This window comes from Nitratireductor sp. GISD-1A_MAKvit, from assembly GCF_040819555.1.
GTDB lineage: Bacteria > Pseudomonadota > Alphaproteobacteria > Rhizobiales > Rhizobiaceae > Nitratireductor.
In genome coordinates, this window is the sequence record NZ_CP161920.1 from 1,964,770 (window position 1) to 1,982,491 (window position 17,722).

A 17,722-nucleotide genomic window follows, 5' to 3' on the forward strand; every position below is an offset into this window, starting at 1 on the left:
CTTTCCTGTCGCGTTCGAGGCGGTACACCGCAATCTCTTCCGCGATTGGAAATCTGACATGCTCGACATCAAATGGATTCGCGAGAACCCGCAGGCGCTGGACGAAGCGCTGAAGAAGCGCGGCGCGGACCCTGAAAGCGCGAAACTCCTTGCGCTCGACGAAGCGCGCCGCCAGCACCTGACGAAACTTCAGGAAGCGCAGGAGCGCCGCAATGCTGCCTCCAAGGAAATCGGCAAGGCGATGGCTTCCGGCGACAAGGAGCTCGCCGAGAAGCTGAAGGCCGAGGTGTCGGCGCTGAAGAGCTTTGTGCAGAATGGCGAAGCCGAGGAGCGGCGGCATGACGCCGCGCTGAACGACGCGCTGGCGCGCATTCCCAATGTTCCGCTCGACGATGTGCCTGTCGGCTCGGACGAGAACGACAATGTGGAGGTGCGCAAACATGGCGAGCCGAAGCGCGCCAACTGGGCCAGGGAGCATTTCGAGATCGGCGAAGCGCTCGGCCAGATGGATTTCGAACGGGCGGCGAAGCTCTCGGGCTCGCGCTTCACGGTGCTTTCCGGGCAACTTGCCCGTCTGGAGCGTGCGCTTGGGCAGTTCATGCTCGATCTGCACACGCAGGAGCATGGCTATACGGAAGTCCAGCCGCCGCTTCTGGTGCGCGACGATGCGATGTTTGGCACCGGGCAGTTGCCGAAGTTTACCGAAGATCTTTTCCGCGCCGGGGATGATCACTGGCTGATCCCCACCGCCGAAGTCTCGCTTACCAATCTGGTGCGCGAGGACATCCTTGACGGTGAAAAACTGCCGCTGCGCTTCACCGCGCTGACGCCGTGCTTCCGTTCGGAAGCAGGGTCTGCGGGGCGCGACACGCGCGGCATGCTGCGCCAGCACCAGTTCTACAAGGTGGAGCTTGTTTCGATCACCGATGCCGAAAGCGCGATTGACGAGCATGAGCGCATGACGGCCCTGCGCCGAAACCGTGCTCAAGAAGCTCGATCTTCCGTTCCGCACCATGGTGCTGTGCACCGGTGACATGGGCTTTGGCGCACGCAAGACCTATGATCTGGAAGTATGGCTTCCGGGTCAGAACGCCTATCGTGAGATCTCGTCCTGCTCGGTCTGTGGTGATTTCCAGGGGCGGCGCATGAATGCGCGCTATCGGGTTGCGGGCGAGAAGCAGACACGTTTCGTGCACACGCTCAACGGTTCGGGAACGGCCGTCGGACGGGCGCTGATCGCGGTTCTGGAAAATTATCAGAACGAGGATGGCAGTGTCACGATACCGTCAGCGCTGAAACCCTATATGGGCGGCCTGGAGAGAATCGAAGCATAAGAGGATTGAGACTTTGCGCATTCTGTTGACCAATGACGATGGCATACACGCGGAAGGGCTGGCGACGCTGGAGCGGATTGCCCGCACGCTGAGCGACGATGTGTGGGTTGTGGCACCCGAGACCGACCAGTCGGGCTTTGCCCATTCGCTGTCATTGTCCGAGCCACTCAGGATGCGCAAGATCGATGACCGGCATTTTGCCCTGCGCGGCACGCCCACGGACTGCGTGATCATGGGCGTGCGGCACGTGATGGACACACCGCCGGACCTGATCCTATCCGGCGTGAACAATGGCACAAACATTGCCGACGATGTGACCTATTCCGGCACGGTGGCCGGCGCGATGGAGGGGACGCTTCTTGGCATTCCGTCCTTTGCCCTGAGCCAGGCCTACGATTTCACCGATGAGAGCCGCTACATCCCCTTTGCGACGGCTGAGGCTCTTGCGCCGCCGATCCTGAAAAAACTGATCAAACGTCCGATGCCCGAGGGGGTGCTGGTCAACATCAACTTCCCCAACTGCACGCCTGAGGAAGCCAGGGGCACGCTCGTGACCGTGCAGGGCAAGATGGTGCATGGGCTCAATGTTGAAGAGCGCCGGGACGGGCGCAATTATCCATATTACTGGCTGCGCTTCGGGCGCAAACAGGCCGATATCCGTAAGGGGAGCGACCAGGCGGCGGTCCGGGACAATTATGTCTCGGTCACGCCGCTGCATCTGGATCTGACCGCGCATGAAGTGCGCGACCAGCTGGCCAAGGCGCTGGCATGAACGAACCTGGGCAGGAACGCGAGAGCTTTGCCGCGTTCATGCTGCGCATGCGCGCACGCGGCATCGGCGACAAGGCGCTTTTCGCTGCAATGGAAGCCACCCCACGGGGTAGCTTCCTTCCGTCGGAATGGTTTCAGTTGGCGTGGTCTGATCGCATGGTGCCGATTGCCTGCGGTGAAGCCATCGAAGGCTGTGACCTCCAGGCACGGGTGATCGATGCGCTGGCGCTTTCTTCCGGGCACAGGGTTCTGGAAATCGGGACCGGTTCGGGGTTTACCGCAGCGGTTATGGGACGGCTTGCCGGGCGTATTCTCACGCTTGACAGATACCGCACTCTGGGGACCGACGCGCAATTGCGCTGGGAGCGTCTTGGTCTGACAAATGTCGTCGCCCGCCACGCCGATGGCATGGACGGCGCGCCGGCTGACGGCCCCTTCGACCGAATCGTTTCGTGGGCGGCTTATGAAGAATTGCCGCGTCGATTTGTCGACCAGCTCGCCACCGGCGGCATCATGCTGGCGCCAATCGGTCCGGGCGATGACATTCAGGTCATGGCCAAGCTGGAGAAAGTGGGCAGTCGGTTTGAGCGCACGGATATTGAAAACGTTCGCTTTCAACCGCTTTTGAAGGGCGCTGCCGAGGCGATTTGACGAGTCGTTCAAATCCACTGTTAAACAATTTCCCAGGCAGCTTAACGCCTGAGTAACATTAACGCGATTTAATTGCTCGTGTTCAGGTATTGGGTACGCGGGTAGTGAAATGCGTTGCATTGTACGGAATTTCGATCGAGCGCTTTTGCGCGGAGCCGCCGTTCTTTTGATCGGTGGTGTGGCGGCGGGATGCAGTTCCGATCTGTCGCGCTTCAAATCCAGTGACTTCGCAGATACCAGGTCCACCAACCGCAGTGTCGCCATGGCACCGGCAAGCCAGCCCTATCCGGGTGATGTTGGCGGTGGTGTGGACAATACCTATACGGGATCGATCACCCGACAGAGGGGTGGTCCGCGCCCGGCCGGTCTGGTGGGGGGCGGGGCGCAGCAGCCGCTGCCAGCGCCTGTCAACAACGCTGCACGCGCTGCGACCCGACCTGTCGACCTGACCACGCGGAATGTTGCCAGCGGCACCGTGCAGCGACAGCCGATTGCGGCACCCTTACAGCCGGCGCAGGTCGCATCTGTTTCTGCTCAGCCCCAACTCGATCGCACACCCACGGGCTCGATCGTGCGTCAGCCCGTTGAGAAGCGCGCACCCACGCGTACAGGCAGTAGCGCGGACAGCGGCTGGAGCGATGTGGGCGGCACCACGATCACCGTGCGTGAAGGCGAGACGGCCTATAATCTGTCGCGGCGCTTCGGCGTTCCCGTCGCAGCCATCCTCAGCGCCAACAATCTTTCCAGCGCTTCGGATCTGCGTGCAGGCCGCCAGATCGTGATTCCGACCTATGTCTATTCGCGCCGTGCGCCGGTTTCGGCACCAGATCAGGATGCGCCGCAGACCAGCCAGGCACCGCGCCAGCAGGCACCCAGCGATCCGGAGCCGCGCCGCGAGCCGCAGGAGCGTCTGGCGGTTCTGCGTGAGACGCCGCGTCCGAAAGCGCGACCACAGAACCACGAAACCAGGACACCAACGCCGAGCGTTGATCGAGGGGGCGACGCCCACGCCCGGACGGGCCCTGGCGGCACCTACAAGGTCGTTGCCGGCGATACGCTGTATGGCATTGCGCGCAAGACCGGAGCCAGCGTGGACACCATAAAGTCTGCGAACGGCCTCTCGGACGGCTATTTGCAGGTTGGCCAGACACTGACCATACCCTCAGGCAATCCCAATCAGACCGCCAGCCGTGTGGTGAGCGCGCCTGCGACGGTCGACCGGACGACAACAAGCGCGACAGGAGCCGACCCCAAGACTGAGGTCAAGGCTTCGCAGCAGAAGACAGCACCTTCGGCAGCAACGCAGGTCGCCGCGGTTGCCACCCAAAGCAGGGATGTGGCTCCGGATTCAACCGGTATTGGCAAGCTACGCTGGCCGGTGCGCGGACGCATCGTAGAGGATTTCGGCAGCACGTCGGGCTCAACCCGCAATGACGGTATCGACATTGCCGTCCCTGCGGGGACGCCGGTGAAAGCTGCCGAAAACGGCGTGGTCATCTATGCGGGCGATGGGCTCAAGGAATTCGGCAACACCGTTCTGGTGCGCCATGACAATGGCATGGTGACGGTTTATGGCCATGCGAGCGCGTTGCGGGTGAAACGCGGCGAGAAGGTGCGGCGTGGGCAGGAAATCGCCCTTTCGGGCATGAGCGGCAGCGCCGATCGCCCCAAGCTGCACTTTGAGGTGCGAAAGGATGCGACTCCGGTCAATCCGAAGGGCTATCTGGAATAAGCGTTCCCTGAATAACCAGAACAAGCTGCGGTCTGCCAGACCTCCGGTCAGGCCGCCTCTTTGGCCCGCCCGCAAGGGCGGGTTTTTGTTTGAGCACGCTTTCTGAAATGGGAAGGCCCGTGCTGGAAGCGGCAACTGCTCCTATCCATCCAGCCTCTGACCGAGCCTGCCGGCGAGATCCTGGATGTACTGCCACGCCACGCGCCCCGAACGGCTGCCGCGTGTGGTCGCCCATTCGAGTGCCTCCGAGCGCAGGTGGTCAGGCGCAATCTTCAGGCCGAAATGAGCGACGTAGCCCTCCACCATCTCCAGATAATCATCCTGAGAGCATTTGTGGAAGCCGAGCCAGAGGCCGAACCTGTCTGACAGGGAGACCTTCTCCTCAACCGCTTCGGAGGGGCTGATGGCCGTTGAGCGCTCGTTTTCGATCATGTCGCGGGGCAGAAGATGACGCCGGTTGGATGTGGCGTAGAGAATGACATTGACCGGCCGCCCTTCGACTCCGCCTTCGAGTGCCGCTTTCAGGGATTTGTAGGATGTGTCGTTCTGATCGAAGGACAGATCGTCGCAGAAGAGGATGAAACGGTAGGGGGCCACTTTCAGGGAGGCCATCAGATGAGGGAGTGTTTCGATGTCTTCCCGGTGGATTTCAACCAGTTTCAGAGGCGGTTGCCCATCTGAAGCCATGCGGTTTACCTCGGCATGGACCGCTTTCACGAGCGACGATTTTCCCATACCCCGCGCGCCCCACAAAAGGACGTTGTTGGCTGACAGATTTTTGGCGAAACGTTCGGTATTGTCGAAAAGGATGTCGCGTACGCGGTCGACCCCGCGAATTAGCTTCATCTCCACGCGATTGACCTTTCCGACCGGATCCAGCGCTCTCGCCTCCGCCTGCCACACGAAGCAGTCTGCAGCCTCGAAACGAGGCTGAGGGGCAGGGGGAGGAGCAAGCCGGGCAACGGCATCGATCAGCCGATCCAGTTTTTCGGACAATGCATCAATGGTCTTGTCTGACATGGCAATTTCAACGCGAATTAAGGTGGTTGGTTTCCGTACCGTACCGTACGGTTCTTCCATAGGACGGTGCAATTTGCAAGCAGTGGCCCCCCTGATCGGGGGTGTGTGATGCAAACACGGGGCATAAAGCCTTCACAAGTGAGGTCACGTGAACGTGGAGCAGTTGCAATGAAGGGGCGAAAGTCTATATTCCGGCCACATTTATGACCTGCCGGCCTTCCGGCGCATATCAGGAGTTTTTCATGTTCGTTACCCCGGCATACGCACAGGCTGGTGCAGGCGGAACGCCTGACATCTTTGTCAGCATTCTTCCGTTCGTGCTGATCTTCGTCATCATGTATTTCCTTATAATCCGCCCGCAGCGCCAGCAGATGAAGAAGCGCGCCGAGATGCTGTCCGCCGTTCGTCGCGGCGATACGGTCGTCACGGGTGGTGGACTTGTCGGCAAGGTGACGAAGGTCATCAACGACGCCGAGCTGGAAATCGATCTTGGTGGCGGCAACAAAGTGACCGCCATGCGCTCCATGCTCGCCGAAGTGCGCGTGAAGGGCGAGCCGGTGGCCGACAACAGCCAAACCGCCAAGAAATAACCGCAATATGACGTGATTGCCGGAAAGGGCCGGCAAAACGGCCCTTCCAAACCGAACCCACGAGGCCCCATGCTACATTTCTCGCGCTGGCAAACGATCCTCATATGGCTGGCTGTGGCGCTTGGCGTCGTTTATGCGGCTCCAAACATCATTCCGTCTTCCTATCTGTCCTCAATGCCGGGTTGGGCGCCTTCGCGACCGATGACGCTGGGACTGGACCTTCAGGGTGGCTCCCACATTCTTCTCCAGATCGAGAAGCAGGAGCTGATCGAGGAGCGGATCGTCACCACCCGTGACGATATTCGCCGCACACTCCGTGAAGAACGGATCGGCTATACAGGCCTTTCGGGTTCCGGTGAGAGCGTTCAAGTGCGCATACGCGATGCGGACCAGGTGGAAGAGGCCCGGGAGGCATTGCGCGAGCTGACACAGCCGGTCAATTCCGGCCTGTTCAGCGGCGGCACAGTCACCGAGCTTCAAGTGACAGAGCCTGAGCCGGGACTCCTGCGGTTCTCGCTGACGGAGGAGGGGATCAATTACCGGGTGTCCTCAGCCCTTTCACAATCGATCGAGGTGGTCAGCCGGCGTGTCAACGAACTTGGCACGACCGAGCCGATCATCCAGCGCCAGGGCGATGACCGCATTCTCGTTCAGGTTCCGGGGCTGCAGGACCCACAACGCCTGAAGGACATTCTCGGCCAGACCGCCAAGCTGACCTTCCAGATGGTGGATCAGTCAATGCCCGTGGAGGAGGCCATCAATGGTCGGCCTCCCATCGGAACGACAATCAAATATTCGGTGGACGATCCGCCCATTCCCTATCTGATAGAAGATCGCGTCATCGTTTCGGGTGAAAACCTTGTGGATGCGCAGGCGACGTTCGATCAGCGCACCAACGAGCCGGTGGTCAGCTTCCGCTTTGACACAAAGGGCGCAACCCGCTTCGGTCAGGCGACACAGGAGAATGTCGGGCGGCTCTTTGCCATCATTCTGGACGATCAGGTGATTTCCGCACCCCAGATCCGTGAACCCATCCTCGGCGGAACGGGACAGATATCGGGAAGTTTTGACGTTCAGTCGGCCAATGACCTGGCCGTTCTGCTGCGCGCTGGTGCGCTTCCTGCAACGCTGACCATTATCGAAGAGCGAACGGTGGGACCGGGCCTCGGGCAGGACTCGATCGATGCCGGCAAGGTCGCTTCCATGATCGGTGCCGTGCTGGTGGTTCTGTTCATGATCGCTGCCTACGGGCTGCTCGGCGTTTTCGCCGTGGTGGCTCTTGCCGCGAACGTGACAATGATCATAGCGATCCTCTCCGCGCTTGGTGCGACGCTTACCTTGCCGGGCATTGCAGGCATCGTGTTGACGATCGGCATGGCGGTTGACTCCAGCGTGCTCATCTTTGAACGCATACGCGAGGAGCGGGTGGGCGGACGATCGCTGATCCAGGCTGTCGATACCGGTTTCTCAAAGGCGCTTGCGACCATCGTCGACGCCAATGTGACGACGCTGATTGCTGCCATCATCCTGTTTTATCTTGGGTCGGGACCCATTCGTGGATTTGCGGTCACTCTGGCCATCGGTATCGCCACGACGGTCTTTACGGCCTACACGCTGACGCGCTGGATCGTTGCCGAATGGGTGCGCCGTCGCCGTCCCAAAGAGCTGCCCCGCACGCCTCTGCGTTTCGTGCCGGACAATTCGACGATCAGCTTCATGAAGCTGCGCCGTGTGACCTTCACGCTTTCGGCCATCGCGTCGATCGCGGCGGTTGCGTTGTTCATGACCATAAACATGAACTACGGCATTGACTTCAAGGGTGGTTCTGCGATCGAGGTACAGTCCCGGGAGGGGGCGGCGGACCTGGGTGACATTCGGGCACGCCTGTCCCAGCTCAATCTTGGCGACGTTCAGGTTCAGGAGTTCGGTGATCCCCGCGAGGTTCTGATCCGTGTTCAGGCTCAGGACGGTGGCGAGAATGCCGAGCAGACCGTGATCGCCAAGATTCGTGGAGAGCTTGAGGAGGCCTACGAATTCCGTCGTGTGGAAGTTGTCGGGCCGACCGTGTCAGGTGAACTGGCGAGGGCGGGAACGATTGCCGTGCTTGCCTCTCTGATGGCGATCCTGGTCTATATCTGGCTGCGGTTCGAGTGGCAGTTCGCCGTTGGTGCGATCCTTGCCACGCTGCATGATGTGATCATGACTGTCGGATTCTTCGTGATCACCGGGATCGAGTTCAACCTGTCCAGTATCGCCGCGATCCTGACGATTGTCGGTTATTCGTTGAACGATACGGTGGTCGTTTATGACCGCGTGCGTGAAAACCTGAGACGCTTCAAGAAGATGCCGCTACCGGAGCTTCTGAACCTGTCGATGAACCAGACCCTGTCGCGCACGATCATGACGTCCGTGACGACGCTTCTGGCGCTGGCAGCCCTGTTCATCTTCGGTGGCGAGGTTATTCGCTCCTTCACGGCTGCGATGATCTTTGGCGTGGTGATGGGCACCTATTCATCGATCTTCATCGCAGGGCCGTTGCTTATCCTGTTCCGCATGCGCTCCACCGGAGCACTGGGGGCGGAGCAGGCCGGCGATGATGCAGCCGGTTCGCAGACGACCGGGCAACTGCCGGCCAAGTGATGGCGGGTGGTATTGAAATACGCGCGGCCCATTTTCCGGGCCGCGCCCCCATCGATGCCTACGGGAATGGCGGGTTTCGCTTTGCCGAGATGTCGCACAGGGGATCCATCCTGTGTCTGCCGTCCGGAATTCATGGATGGAGCGTGGAAGGCTTCCACGATCTGAAGGAAGCGGATCTTTCACGCCTTTTTGAAGAAGCGGCGGAATTCGACCTTCTGCTTGTCGGTACAGGTGAGCACCTTGTTCCGATGCCAGCCGAGTTTCGAAAGCGTTTTCGCGAGGCCGGCGTGGCGGTGGAGACCATGGCCACGGGTGCGGCGGTGCGAACTTACAACGTGCTTCTGGCCGAAGACCGGACCGTTGCCGCAGCACTGATTGCTGTCGATTGAGATGGCTGAGGGGCAGCAATATGTGGTTTCCCTGGTGCGGGATGCGGATCCGGATCGCTATCTTTCCGTTCTCTACGCTCCGGAAGACAAGCGCGCTGCGCTTTTCGCGCTTTACGCGTTCAATGCCGAGATTGCGGGAATTCGGGAGCGGGTGAGCGAAGCGCTGCCTGGCGAAGTGCGGCTGCAGTTCTGGCGTGATGTCCTGACCGCCGAAGCCGCTCCGGAGAGTGCCGGGGGCTCACCGCTTGCATCATCGCTGCTGGCGGCCGTCCGTTCTCATCGGCTTCCCGTACAGCCCTTGCTCGACCTCCTTGAAGCGCGCACCTTCGATCTCTACGACGACCCGATGCCGAGCCGTAACGATCTGGAGGGGTATTGCGGGGAGACGGCATCTGCGCTCATTCAGCTTGCAGGGCTTGTGCTTGATATGCCCGCGGCCATGCGTTTCTCCGAGGTTGCCGGACACGCCGGTTGCGCGCAGGCCATAGCGGGTCTCCTGCGCATGCTTCCCATCCACCGCAGGCGTGGGCAGTGCTACATTCCCGGCGACCTGCTTGCTGCCGCGGGGACCACGCGGGATGAATTTCTGAGTGGACAGAACAAGGACGGTGCGGCACGTGCGCTCGCCGCCATGGTCGCACTAGGCAGGGATCACGCAGGACGGTTTGAAGAAGGGGCAAAAAGTCTGCCGGAGACGCTACGGCCTGCATTTTTGCCGGCAGCGCTGTCGACCGTATATCTCGACCGGGTAGAAAGCGGGGGTATTGCCGCTCTTGACCAGGTGGTGACACTGGCACAATGGCGGCGGCACTGGCTGATGTTTACACGTGCCTACAGGGGCTGGAAGTAGGCAGCCTCGTGCGCTGCCCAAATTGCACCTTGCTTTGATGGTCCTGATTGATCCGGGGCTCACTTCCTGGGGGAATCCGATTGGCAGCACATCTCAAGCACACGACTGCCGGCACGGGCTGGCTTGCTTCCCTCCGCGAAGCGGTTTTCGCCATGGGAGAGGCGCTGTCCCGTTACTTTGTCACGGTGGTCTTCCTTTTCCTGGCGGCGGCCTACGCCAACGCGCTCTTGCTTGGTATTGACCTCCTTCCTCCAGCGCATACGGCGCATGATGGAAACTTCATGCTGGCGCTCGTTGCGGCCGCACTTGCCTCGTTTTCCGCGACGCTCTTTACACAGGCCCTGGCGTCTTTCAGGCGTAGCGGGAGCGATGCTGCCGGTTCTTGCGGGACTGGCAGGCTTCGCGGTGATGTGGCCGGATCCAACGTCATATACGGTGGAATGGGCGTTGCTGCTTTCTCTGGTCGCCCTGGTACCCTTGGCGCCCTTTGCCGGCAGGGGCACTGGGGCAGCGTTCTGGATGTTCACGGCTCGGCTCGCGTTTGCCACGGCCCTTGCGCTTCTGGCCCTTGTTCTGTTCGGAGGCGGGATTTCCGCAATTTTGGCCAGCCTGTCCCTTCTCTTCGGGCTTGAGATACCGGACGATCTTTATGCGCACATCTGGCTCTCGATCGGTTTTTTCATCGCGCCGTTGTTTGGTCTCGGCCAGACGCCGGTGACGTTTGAGGAGGAACCGGTTGGCCAGGAAAATGATGTGATGCAGCTGGGAATGCGTGCGCTTGGTGACTTTGCTGCCGTTCCGCTGCTGATAATCTATTCTGTGATCCTGCATCTCTACGTCGCCAAGATCGTGTTGACCGGGGCCGTTCCACAGGGGCAAATTGGCTGGTTGGTGCTGACCTACGGCGTCTGTATCGTCGCGGTCTTGCTTCTGACCAAACCGTTTCTTGACACTGCCCGGGCACCCACCCGTTTTTTTGTTCGCTACTGGCCTCTGCTTCTCCTGATTCCGCTCGGACTGTTGTTCTACGCGTTATCAGTGCGGGTGGGGGATTTTGGCTGGACGGTGCAACGGTACTTTCTGGGGCTGTTCGGGGTGGTTGCCCTTGTTCTTTCGATTTTGCAGGCAGTGCCGCGAATACGGGGTGACATTCGCTTGATTGCAGGCGTGCCGGTCCTGGCGCTTCTGCTTGGCAGCTTTGGGCCACAGGGCGCCATTGGCTGGTCGCTCTCTGATCAGCGTACACGCTTCCTGGAGATTGTTGGCAATGAGCCGGAGGACGCGCAGACAAAGGGAAGGGCGCTTTCCGTTCTCCAGTATCTCGATACATATGGTGCTGTCCTCGAAGTGGCTCCCGAGGGGTTCGTGCCGAGAGACGACGACACACCTTATCGACAGGTTGCGCGTGCGTGGAAGCTTGACCCTGACGATCCGGAGCAACATGGACGTCGCTATTTTTCTTACAACAGCGCTCCAGCAGGCACGCTGCCGCTGGATGGGTTCGATACCCTCATTCAGAATGTCGCGCTTTACAAGGAAAATGCCACAAGCGATCTGTTCACGTTGCCTGACGGAAGCTCTCTGCGGTTGGTTCTCAAGCGGAATGCCGTTTCGGTGGAACCTGTGGCCGGCGGTCCCACACTCTTCTCCATCGACACTGCAAGGATCGACGCGCTCTCCGCAAAACGAGACGATCACACCGTGGCGCTGCGCCTTGAGGCTGACGGGCGGCAGATCATGCTGATACCGAACTATCTCAGTGCCAGCCTCACCCCTGAAACCATTGTCGAGAGTTTTTCTGGCGTGGTGCTTTTGCGCCGCTCCGACTGGAACTGAATGTTTTTCCGGCAGGTCTACAGAACAAAAACCAAAAGGGTGCTCGAACGAGCACCCTCAGACTGCTGACAAACCTCCCGGCGGCACGAAATCACTCAAGATTCACGGAACGTCTCGGATTCACATCGCGAACAAAACGGAATCAAAGCCCCTCGATTCCGACTGCTGCCAAAAATCGAGGGGTTTGTAATCAATCTGAGGGTGCTCGAACGAGCACCCTCTGAATTTATTCGGCAAGCTGTGGGAGTGGACCTATTCTGCTGCCGCAGCCGCCGGGCGTCCTTCCAGCCATGCCTTGAAGTCGACGAGCGCGCGTGCCGACAGCGCCTTCTTCCTGGCGATTGATTTTTCCTTGCCGCGAAGCCGCTTGCCTTCAGGCTTTTGCACCTCAACGGGTGGGAACAGGCCGAAATTGACGTTCATGGGCTGAAACGAGCGCTTGCCGGGCTCATCATCGGCAACTATGTGCCCGCCGGTGATGTGGTTGAGCAGCGCGCCAAAAGCGGTGGTTGCAGGCGGCGCCGAAATGGGGTGCCCGAGCCGCTCTGCTGCGGCGAAGCGGCCGGCGATCAATCCCATCGACGCGCTTTCCACATAGCCTTCGCAACCCGTGATCTGGCCCGCGAAACGCAGCCCCGGACGGCTCTTCAGCTGCAATGTACCGTCCAGAAGGATTGGGGAATTCAGATAGGTGTTGCGATGCAGGCCGCCAAGACGGGCGAATTCTGCGTTTTCCAGACCGGGGATCATGCGGAAAATCCGCGTTTGTTCGCCATATTTCAGCTTTGTCTGGAAGCCGACCATATTGTAGAGCGTGCCCAGCGCATTGTCCTGACGCAATTGAACGACCGCATAGGCTTTTTCATCGGGCTTGTGGGCGTTGGTCAGCCCCATGGGTTTCATTGGGCCGTGGCGAAGTGTTTCGGGACCACGCTCGGCCATGACCTCGATCGGCAGGCAACCGTCGAAATAGGGAGTTCCTTCCCATTCCTTGAATTCGGTCTTGCCACCGTCAAGCAGGGCCTGGATGAAGGCTTCGTACTGCGCCTTGTCCATCGGGCAGTTGATGTAGTCCTTGCCCGTGCCGCCGGGACCGACCTTGTCATATCGCGACTGGAACCACGCCACGTCCAGGTCGATGGAATCGAAATGAACGATAGGGGCGATGGCGTCAAAGAATGCGAGAGATTCAGCGCCGGTCGCCTGAGATATTGCCTCCGCAAGAGCCGGTGCGGTCAGGGGGCCGGTGGCAATGATGGCCTGATCCCAGTCTTCGGGCGGGAGGCCGGTGATTTCTTCCCGTTCGATGGTGATCAGCGGATGGGCCTCAAGCGCGGCCGTGACCGCTTCGGAGAAACCGTCGCGATCCACGGCAAGTGCGCCGCCGGCGGGCACCTGGTTGGCGTCGCCCGAGCGCATGATGAGTGAGTCTGCCAACCGCATTTCCGCGTGAAGCAGACCGACTGCATTGGTCTCGGCGTCGTCGGACCGGAAGGAATTGGAGCAGACCAGCTCGGCCAGCCCGTCGGTCTTGTGGGCATCCGTTCCGCGCACCGGGCGCATTTCGTGCAGGATTACGGGGACGCCCGCCTGCGCAGCCTGCCAGGCCGCTTCGGATCCGGCGAGCCCGCCGCCTATGATGTGTATCGGTTTCATGCTGGGGAGATAAGCTGCCGAACAAGCGAATGCAACGGCAGAGATATGCCCGGTGTCTACCAATTGTTCAGAACCTGTGCCGCAATGAGCTTTGCTGAAGAATTGCTACGGGGTAAATTGTGCAAATGTTATCGAAAATGGTGATGTTTGGAGTGATCGCGGCCCCGCTCTTACTGGCAGGAACGGGGCAGGTCGCGGCCGAGCGGCTTTATATATGCAGCGGGTATGGCTGCATTTACAAGAAAAGCATGGTGATTTCTCCGGCAGCCAAGCGTCAGCTGGCACGGATCATGGCTCGGGGAAAGACCTCCGCAGCTTCCGAGCGGCTGGCCGTGGGAAAAGCCGTTTCCTACTATGAATCCCTGGCGACCCGGGCGATTGGCGTGCGCGATGGTGCGATATCTTCCGCCGGAGGTGCCCGCGTCTATGGCCAGATGGATTGCATCGATGAATCGCGCAATACCCGTAGCCTGCTCCTTTATCTGGAGCGAAGCGGTATGCTGCGCCACCACAAGGTGGGGCGCAACTCCTCCCGCGGCTTCTTCGTGGATGTGCGTTACCCGCACGCAACGGCGGTGCTTCGCTCCAGCGATGATGGGGAGAGATGGGCCGTGGACAGCTGGTTTGAGCCGGCCGGTGGAGAGCCCGACATCATGAAACTGTCCGAGTGGAAAATGCGCGGAGTGCGCGGTGAACGCTGAACACGCGCAAAAAAAAAACGACACCCGCCGAGGGAGGAGGTCCGGCAGGTGTCGTTTATGGAATGACCGGCAATTTGGGAGGAGGAGGTTGCCGGTCTATTCGTCAAGGTTGGGAGGAGATAACCTCGACGAAATCTATGAAACTCAATTCAAGACAGCGCCCATATAGGAAGCCCGCTGTCAGAAAACAACACCCGCCGAGGGAGGAGGTTCGGCGGGTGTCGTTTTGGGATGACCGGCAATTGGGAGGAGGAGGTTGCCGGTCGTTTCCTTCAGAGTTGGGAGGAGGTAACTCCGAAGGAAGCTCTGAAACTTTATATCAGGGCTTTCTCAAGCCTTGCCTCCCGTTCCAACACCCGCCGAGGGAGGAGGTTCGGCGGGTGTTGTTTTGAGGTGACCGACAATTGGGAGGAGGAGGTTGTCGGTCATATCCGTCAGGGTCGGGAGGAGGTGACCCTGGCGAAACTCGTAATTCCTGTGCCCTTAGAGGGACTTGCGTGCCACGAACGGGATGTCGCCGCGGGAAATTCCCAGATCGTTCAGCTCACGGGTCGAAAGGCGGCTCAGTTCGGTCACGGTCTGACGGTAACGGCGCCAATTGCGGTAGTTGCGAATGATGTTCATCTCTGTGCTCGCTTCGTTTTCAAATCATTGTTCGTTTGTTGACCCTGAGATAGTCCCAACCCGCCTGGCTTTGAAGTGCCAATGTTGCATGACAGCAATGCGATTTGTGCAATGCAACATGGCCGTATTGCGGCTGCGTTGTGGCCAAGGTCCGGCGGAGATATAATCGATTTATGAAAGCGTGCGGAAAAGAGCGGACGCTGAGCGGGCCCGGCAGCTGGCCGAAAGGCATAAAAAAGCCCTGAATCTTGCCAATTTTGCTTTGATAGACTAGGTGCAGGTGATATAGAACCCGCGCTTTCGGAAGCTTAGGGCGCTCCTTGGGTTTTTCGAAGCGGGTGTGGTGGAATTGGTAGACACGCAGGATTTAGGTTCCTGTGGCGCAAGCCGTGGGGGTTCAAGTCCCTCCACCCGCACCAGAAGGGCCAATCCCGGTAAGATACCCCGACAAGAAGAGCGGTGGGCGCCGTGAAAGCGGCGGCAAAAGCGAATACAAAGGTATGATGGATGCAGGTAACCGAAACTCTCAACTCAGGGCTCAAGCGCGAACTCAAGGTCGTCGTTCCTGCAAAGGACATGGAAGCGCGCCTCTCCCAGCGTCTCGATGATGCGAAGGGCAAGGTAAACCTCAAGGGTTTCCGCCCCGGCAAAGTGCCCGCACAGCACCTGCGCCGTGTCTATGGCAAGTCTTTCATGGCCGAGGTCGTGAATGAGATCCTTGCGGACACGCAGAGCATCCTGACCGAACGCGGCGAGAAGCCGGCCATTCAGCCGGAAATCTCCATGACCGAGGACGAAAAGGAAGCCGACAAGGTTCTGTCCGGTGATGCGGATTTCGAATTCTCGATGTCGTACGAAGTCATTCCGCCGATCGAACTGAAGAGCTTCTCCGATATCAAGATCACGCGTCAGGTTTATGACGTGACCGATGAGGAAGTTGAAGAGCAGGTCAAGCGTGTGGCCGACTCTGCCCGCACCTATGAGGTGAAAAAGGGCAAGGCAGCCGATGGTGACAAGGTAAAGCTTGACTATCTCGGCAAGATCGATGGTGAGCCGTTCGACGGTGGCGCTGCCGAGGATTCAGAAGTCACGATCGGCATGAATCAGTTCATCGCCGGTTTCGAAGAGCAGCTTGTGGGCCTGAAGGCCGGTGACGAGACCACGATCAAGGTTACCTTCCCGGAAGAGTATGCGGCTGCGCATCTGGCCGGAAAGGAAGCCGAGTTCGACATCAAGGTCAAAGAGGTTTCCAAGCCCAACGAGCTGGAAATCAACGACGAGACGGCCAAACAGCTTGGTCTTGAATCGGCCGAGAAGCTGCGTGAAATCGTTCGTGGTCAGCTTGAAAACCAGTTCGGTCAGGTGACGCGCCAGAAGGCGAAGCGCCAGATTCTCGATGCGCTGGACGAAGCCTACAAGTTCGAGGCTCCGTCCAAGCTTGTCGAGGCCGAGTTCGAGAACATCTGGAATCAGGTAACCCGCGATCTCGAGGCCGCCGGCCGTACGTTTGAAGACGAAGAGACGACGGAAGAAGAGGCCCGGGAAGAGTACCAGCGCCTGGCCGAGCGTCGGGTGCGTCTGGGGCTTGTCCTGTCCGAAATCGGCGAGAAGGCGGAAGTCACGGTCGGTGACGAAGAGATGCAGCGTGCGCTCATCGAATCGATCCGACGCTACCCGCCGCACCAGCAGCAGGAAATCTACGAGTTCTACCGTCAGAACCCGCAGGCCATGGCGAACATCCGTGCGCCACTGTTTGAGGAGAAGGTCATCGATCATCTGCTAGGCGAGATTTCCGTGACCGACGAGAAAGTTTCTCGCGATGAGCTGATGGCAGACGACGAAGACGAGGCCGAGGCAAAGCCGGCGAAGAAGGAGAAGGCTGCTCCGAAGAAGAAAGCCGCTCCGAAAAAGGCTGCTGCGAAGAAGAAGGAAGAAGGCGAGTAATCGCTTACATTCCGTTCAAGAGATTGGAAAGGCCGCTCATAGGGCGGCCTTTTTCTTGGGGTATCGCGAATTTCGGGGCGAGAAGGGGACTGATCGCGGCCTGGCCAACTCACACAGTCATGCTCACCGTTGTGGACGGAGCGCACGGGCGGGTGAGTTGGCCACCAAGGCCTGGAGCGCTGTTAAATCAGCTGCAATCCCTTGAAGCTTGCGTGGCCTTTTTTCCCGACGATGATGTGGTCGTGCACGGTGATGCCGAGGGGGCGTGCTGTGTCGACGATGGTTTGGGTCATGTCGATGTCTGCGCGCGAAGGGGTCGGGTCACCGGAAGGATGATTGTGCACGAGGATCATCGCCGTTGCTGACAGTTCCAAGGCGCGCTTGATGAGCTCACGAGGATAAACCGGAGTGTGGTCGACCGTACCGGTTTGCTGAACCTCGTCGGCAATGAGCTGGTTTTTCTTGTCCAGAAACAGAACGCGAAACTGTTCGCGTTCCTCATGGGCCATCACCGCCGTACAATAATTGATCACCTGCGACCACGAGGTCAGGATTTTCCGGTCACGCAGCTCTGCCTTGAGCATGCGCTGGGCGAGGGCTGCGGCAGTCTTGATGTCGCGTGCCGCAGAGGTGCCGATACCCTGCACCTCGCGCAACAGGTGCTCCGGTGCGCCCAGCACCTCAGGGAGGGAGCCGAAACGTTGCATCAGCGCCTTTGCCGGGCCTTTGGTATCCGCTCGCGGAATTGACCTGAACAGAAAGAGCTCCAGGAGCTCGTAGTCCGAGAGAGACGTGCTGCCAGCCTCCGAAAAGCGCAGCCGCAGGCGGTCTCTGTGGCCATGATAGTGTGGTTTTGGAACCGGCTGCCGATCCGCCGTTGTGACCGGCCCCTTCGAGAAAGAACCCGCGCTCGTCTTCCTGATCCATGAAACGTCCCCGCCACAGCCATGGACGCGTGCATCACTCTGCGTTTCTGCACGTCCT

General features: G+C 59.6%; 14 protein-coding genes, 1 tRNA gene and 1 pseudogene. 12 read left to right on the forward strand and 4 right to left on the reverse strand.

The window, feature by feature from the left end:
* Nucleotides 1–58 precede the first annotated feature (58 nt).
* The 4 genes and pseudogenes from serS to AB2N04_RS10670 all read left to right on the forward strand — a co-directional run bounded on the left by serS (nucleotide 59) and on the right by AB2N04_RS10670 (nucleotide 4,488).
* A pseudogene (gene serS, locus AB2N04_RS10655) lies at nucleotides 59–1,334 on the forward strand (serine--tRNA ligase).
* 13 nt (nucleotides 1,335–1,347) lie between these two features.
* Entirely contained in the window at nucleotides 1,348–2,106 is a 759-nt protein-coding gene (gene surE / locus AB2N04_RS10660) for a 5'/3'-nucleotidase SurE (RefSeq protein WP_367714486.1), read from the forward strand.
* Complete coding sequence (locus tag AB2N04_RS10665) at nucleotides 2,103–2,756, forward strand: protein-L-isoaspartate(D-aspartate) O-methyltransferase (protein WP_367714487.1); 654 nt, start codon at nucleotides 2,103–2,105, stop codon at nucleotides 2,754–2,756. Before surE ends, AB2N04_RS10665 begins: the two co-directional genes overlap by 4 nt.
* A 109-nt stretch (nucleotides 2,757–2,865) precedes the next feature.
* Nucleotides 2,866–4,488, forward strand: a complete 1,623-nt coding sequence (locus AB2N04_RS10670) for a peptidoglycan DD-metalloendopeptidase family protein (protein ID WP_367714488.1) — start codon at nucleotides 2,866–2,868, stop codon at nucleotides 4,486–4,488.
* Nucleotides 4,489–4,629: 141 nt separating this feature from the next.
* Here the strand turns inward: AB2N04_RS10670 and AB2N04_RS10675 are convergent, their stop codons facing one another.
* The gene (locus AB2N04_RS10675) at nucleotides 4,630–5,508 is read right to left on the reverse strand and encodes an ATP-binding protein (RefSeq protein ID WP_367714489.1); all 879 of its coding nucleotides are present in this window, start codon (nucleotides 5,506–5,508) and stop codon (nucleotides 4,630–4,632) included.
* Between the two features lie 242 nt (nucleotides 5,509–5,750).
* On the opposite strand from AB2N04_RS10675, the gene yajC reads away from it, so the two are divergent.
* The 5 genes from yajC (at nucleotide 5,751) to AB2N04_RS10700 (ending at nucleotide 11,813) form a co-directional block, all read left to right on the forward strand.
* Nucleotides 5,751–6,098, forward strand: coding sequence for a preprotein translocase subunit YajC (gene yajC, locus AB2N04_RS10680; RefSeq protein WP_367714490.1), 348 nt, complete (start codon nucleotides 5,751–5,753; stop codon nucleotides 6,096–6,098).
* A 69-nt stretch (nucleotides 6,099–6,167) separates the two neighbouring features.
* Nucleotides 6,168–8,738, forward strand: a complete 2,571-nt coding sequence (secDF, locus tag AB2N04_RS10685; RefSeq protein ID WP_367714491.1) for a protein translocase subunit SecDF — start codon at nucleotides 6,168–6,170, stop codon at nucleotides 8,736–8,738.
* Nucleotides 8,738–9,127 carry an Mth938-like domain-containing protein gene (locus tag AB2N04_RS10690; RefSeq protein WP_367714492.1) on the forward strand — a complete coding sequence of 130 codons (390 nt, stop codon included), beginning with the start codon at nucleotides 8,738–8,740 and terminating at the stop codon, nucleotides 9,125–9,127. The genes secDF and AB2N04_RS10690 overlap by 1 nt, the downstream gene beginning before the upstream one ends.
* Nucleotide 9,128: 1 nt before the next feature.
* Entirely contained in the window at nucleotides 9,129–9,977 is an 849-nt protein-coding gene (locus AB2N04_RS10695; protein ID WP_367718783.1) for a phytoene/squalene synthase family protein, read from the forward strand.
* Nucleotides 9,978–10,346: 369 nt separating this feature from the next.
* Entirely contained in the window at nucleotides 10,347–11,813 is a 1,467-nt protein-coding gene (locus AB2N04_RS10700) for a DUF4153 domain-containing protein (RefSeq protein ID WP_367714493.1), read from the forward strand.
* 252 nt (nucleotides 11,814–12,065) lie between these two features.
* Here the strand turns inward: AB2N04_RS10700 and trmFO are convergent, their stop codons facing one another.
* Entirely contained in the window at nucleotides 12,066–13,469 is a 1,404-nt protein-coding gene (gene trmFO, locus AB2N04_RS10705; protein ID WP_367714494.1) for a methylenetetrahydrofolate--tRNA-(uracil(54)-C(5))-methyltransferase (FADH(2)-oxidizing) TrmFO, read from the reverse strand.
* Nucleotides 13,470–13,612: 143 nt separating this feature from the next.
* On the opposite strand from trmFO, the gene AB2N04_RS10710 reads away from it, so the two are divergent.
* Entirely contained in the window at nucleotides 13,613–14,170 is a 558-nt protein-coding gene (locus AB2N04_RS10710; protein WP_367714495.1) for a hypothetical protein, read from the forward strand.
* Between the two features lie 483 nt (nucleotides 14,171–14,653).
* On the opposite strand, the gene AB2N04_RS10715 is transcribed toward AB2N04_RS10710, so the two are convergent.
* The gene (locus AB2N04_RS10715; protein WP_367714496.1) at nucleotides 14,654–14,794 is read right to left on the reverse strand and encodes a DUF1127 domain-containing protein; all 141 of its coding nucleotides are present in this window, start codon (nucleotides 14,792–14,794) and stop codon (nucleotides 14,654–14,656) included.
* Nucleotides 14,795–15,128: 334 nt separating this feature from the next.
* Between AB2N04_RS10715 and AB2N04_RS10720 the strand changes: the two genes are divergently transcribed.
* Together AB2N04_RS10720 and tig are read left to right on the forward strand one after the other, a co-directional pair.
* A tRNA-Leu gene (locus AB2N04_RS10720) sits at nucleotides 15,129–15,213 on the forward strand.
* Between the two features lie 88 nt (nucleotides 15,214–15,301).
* Nucleotides 15,302–16,738, forward strand: a complete 1,437-nt coding sequence (tig, locus tag AB2N04_RS10725; protein ID WP_367714497.1) for a trigger factor — start codon at nucleotides 15,302–15,304, stop codon at nucleotides 16,736–16,738.
* A 182-nt stretch (nucleotides 16,739–16,920) separates the two neighbouring features.
* Here tig and radC read toward each other — a convergent pair whose 3' ends face one another.
* Nucleotides 16,921–17,661, reverse strand: a complete 741-nt coding sequence (gene radC / locus AB2N04_RS10730) for a DNA repair protein RadC (protein ID WP_367718784.1) — start codon at nucleotides 17,659–17,661, stop codon at nucleotides 16,921–16,923.
* Nucleotides 17,662–17,722: the final 61 nt, after the last annotated feature.

What these genes read in the sequence shown, in the direction of transcription:
- AB2N04_RS10665 (WP_367714487.1), top strand. Translation starts at nt 2,103, where the DNA reads ATGAACGAACCTGGGCAGGAACGCGAGAGCTTTGCCGCGTTCATGCTG.
- AB2N04_RS10670 (WP_367714488.1), top strand. Translation starts at nt 2,866, where the DNA reads ATGCGTTGCATTGTACGGAATTTCGATCGAGCGCTTTTGCGCGGAGCC.
- AB2N04_RS10675 (WP_367714489.1), bottom strand. Translation starts at nt 5,508, where the DNA reads ATGTCAGACAAGACCATTGATGCATTGTCCGAAAAACTGGATCGGCTG.
- yajC (WP_367714490.1), top strand. Translation starts at nt 5,751, where the DNA reads ATGTTCGTTACCCCGGCATACGCACAGGCTGGTGCAGGCGGAACGCCT.
- secDF (WP_367714491.1), top strand. Translation starts at nt 6,168, where the DNA reads ATGCTACATTTCTCGCGCTGGCAAACGATCCTCATATGGCTGGCTGTG.
- AB2N04_RS10690 (WP_367714492.1), top strand. Translation starts at nt 8,738, where the DNA reads ATGGCGGGTGGTATTGAAATACGCGCGGCCCATTTTCCGGGCCGCGCC.
- AB2N04_RS10695 (WP_367718783.1), top strand. Translation starts at nt 9,129, where the DNA reads ATGGCTGAGGGGCAGCAATATGTGGTTTCCCTGGTGCGGGATGCGGAT.
- AB2N04_RS10700 (WP_367714493.1), top strand. Translation starts at nt 10,347, where the DNA reads ATGCTGCCGGTTCTTGCGGGACTGGCAGGCTTCGCGGTGATGTGGCCG.
- trmFO (WP_367714494.1), bottom strand. Translation starts at nt 13,469, where the DNA reads ATGAAACCGATACACATCATAGGCGGCGGGCTCGCCGGATCCGAAGCG.
- AB2N04_RS10710 (WP_367714495.1), top strand. Translation starts at nt 13,613, where the DNA reads ATGTTTGGAGTGATCGCGGCCCCGCTCTTACTGGCAGGAACGGGGCAG.
- AB2N04_RS10715 (WP_367714496.1), bottom strand. Translation starts at nt 14,794, where the DNA reads ATGAACATCATTCGCAACTACCGCAATTGGCGCCGTTACCGTCAGACC.
- tig (WP_367714497.1), top strand. Translation starts at nt 15,302, where the DNA reads ATGCAGGTAACCGAAACTCTCAACTCAGGGCTCAAGCGCGAACTCAAG.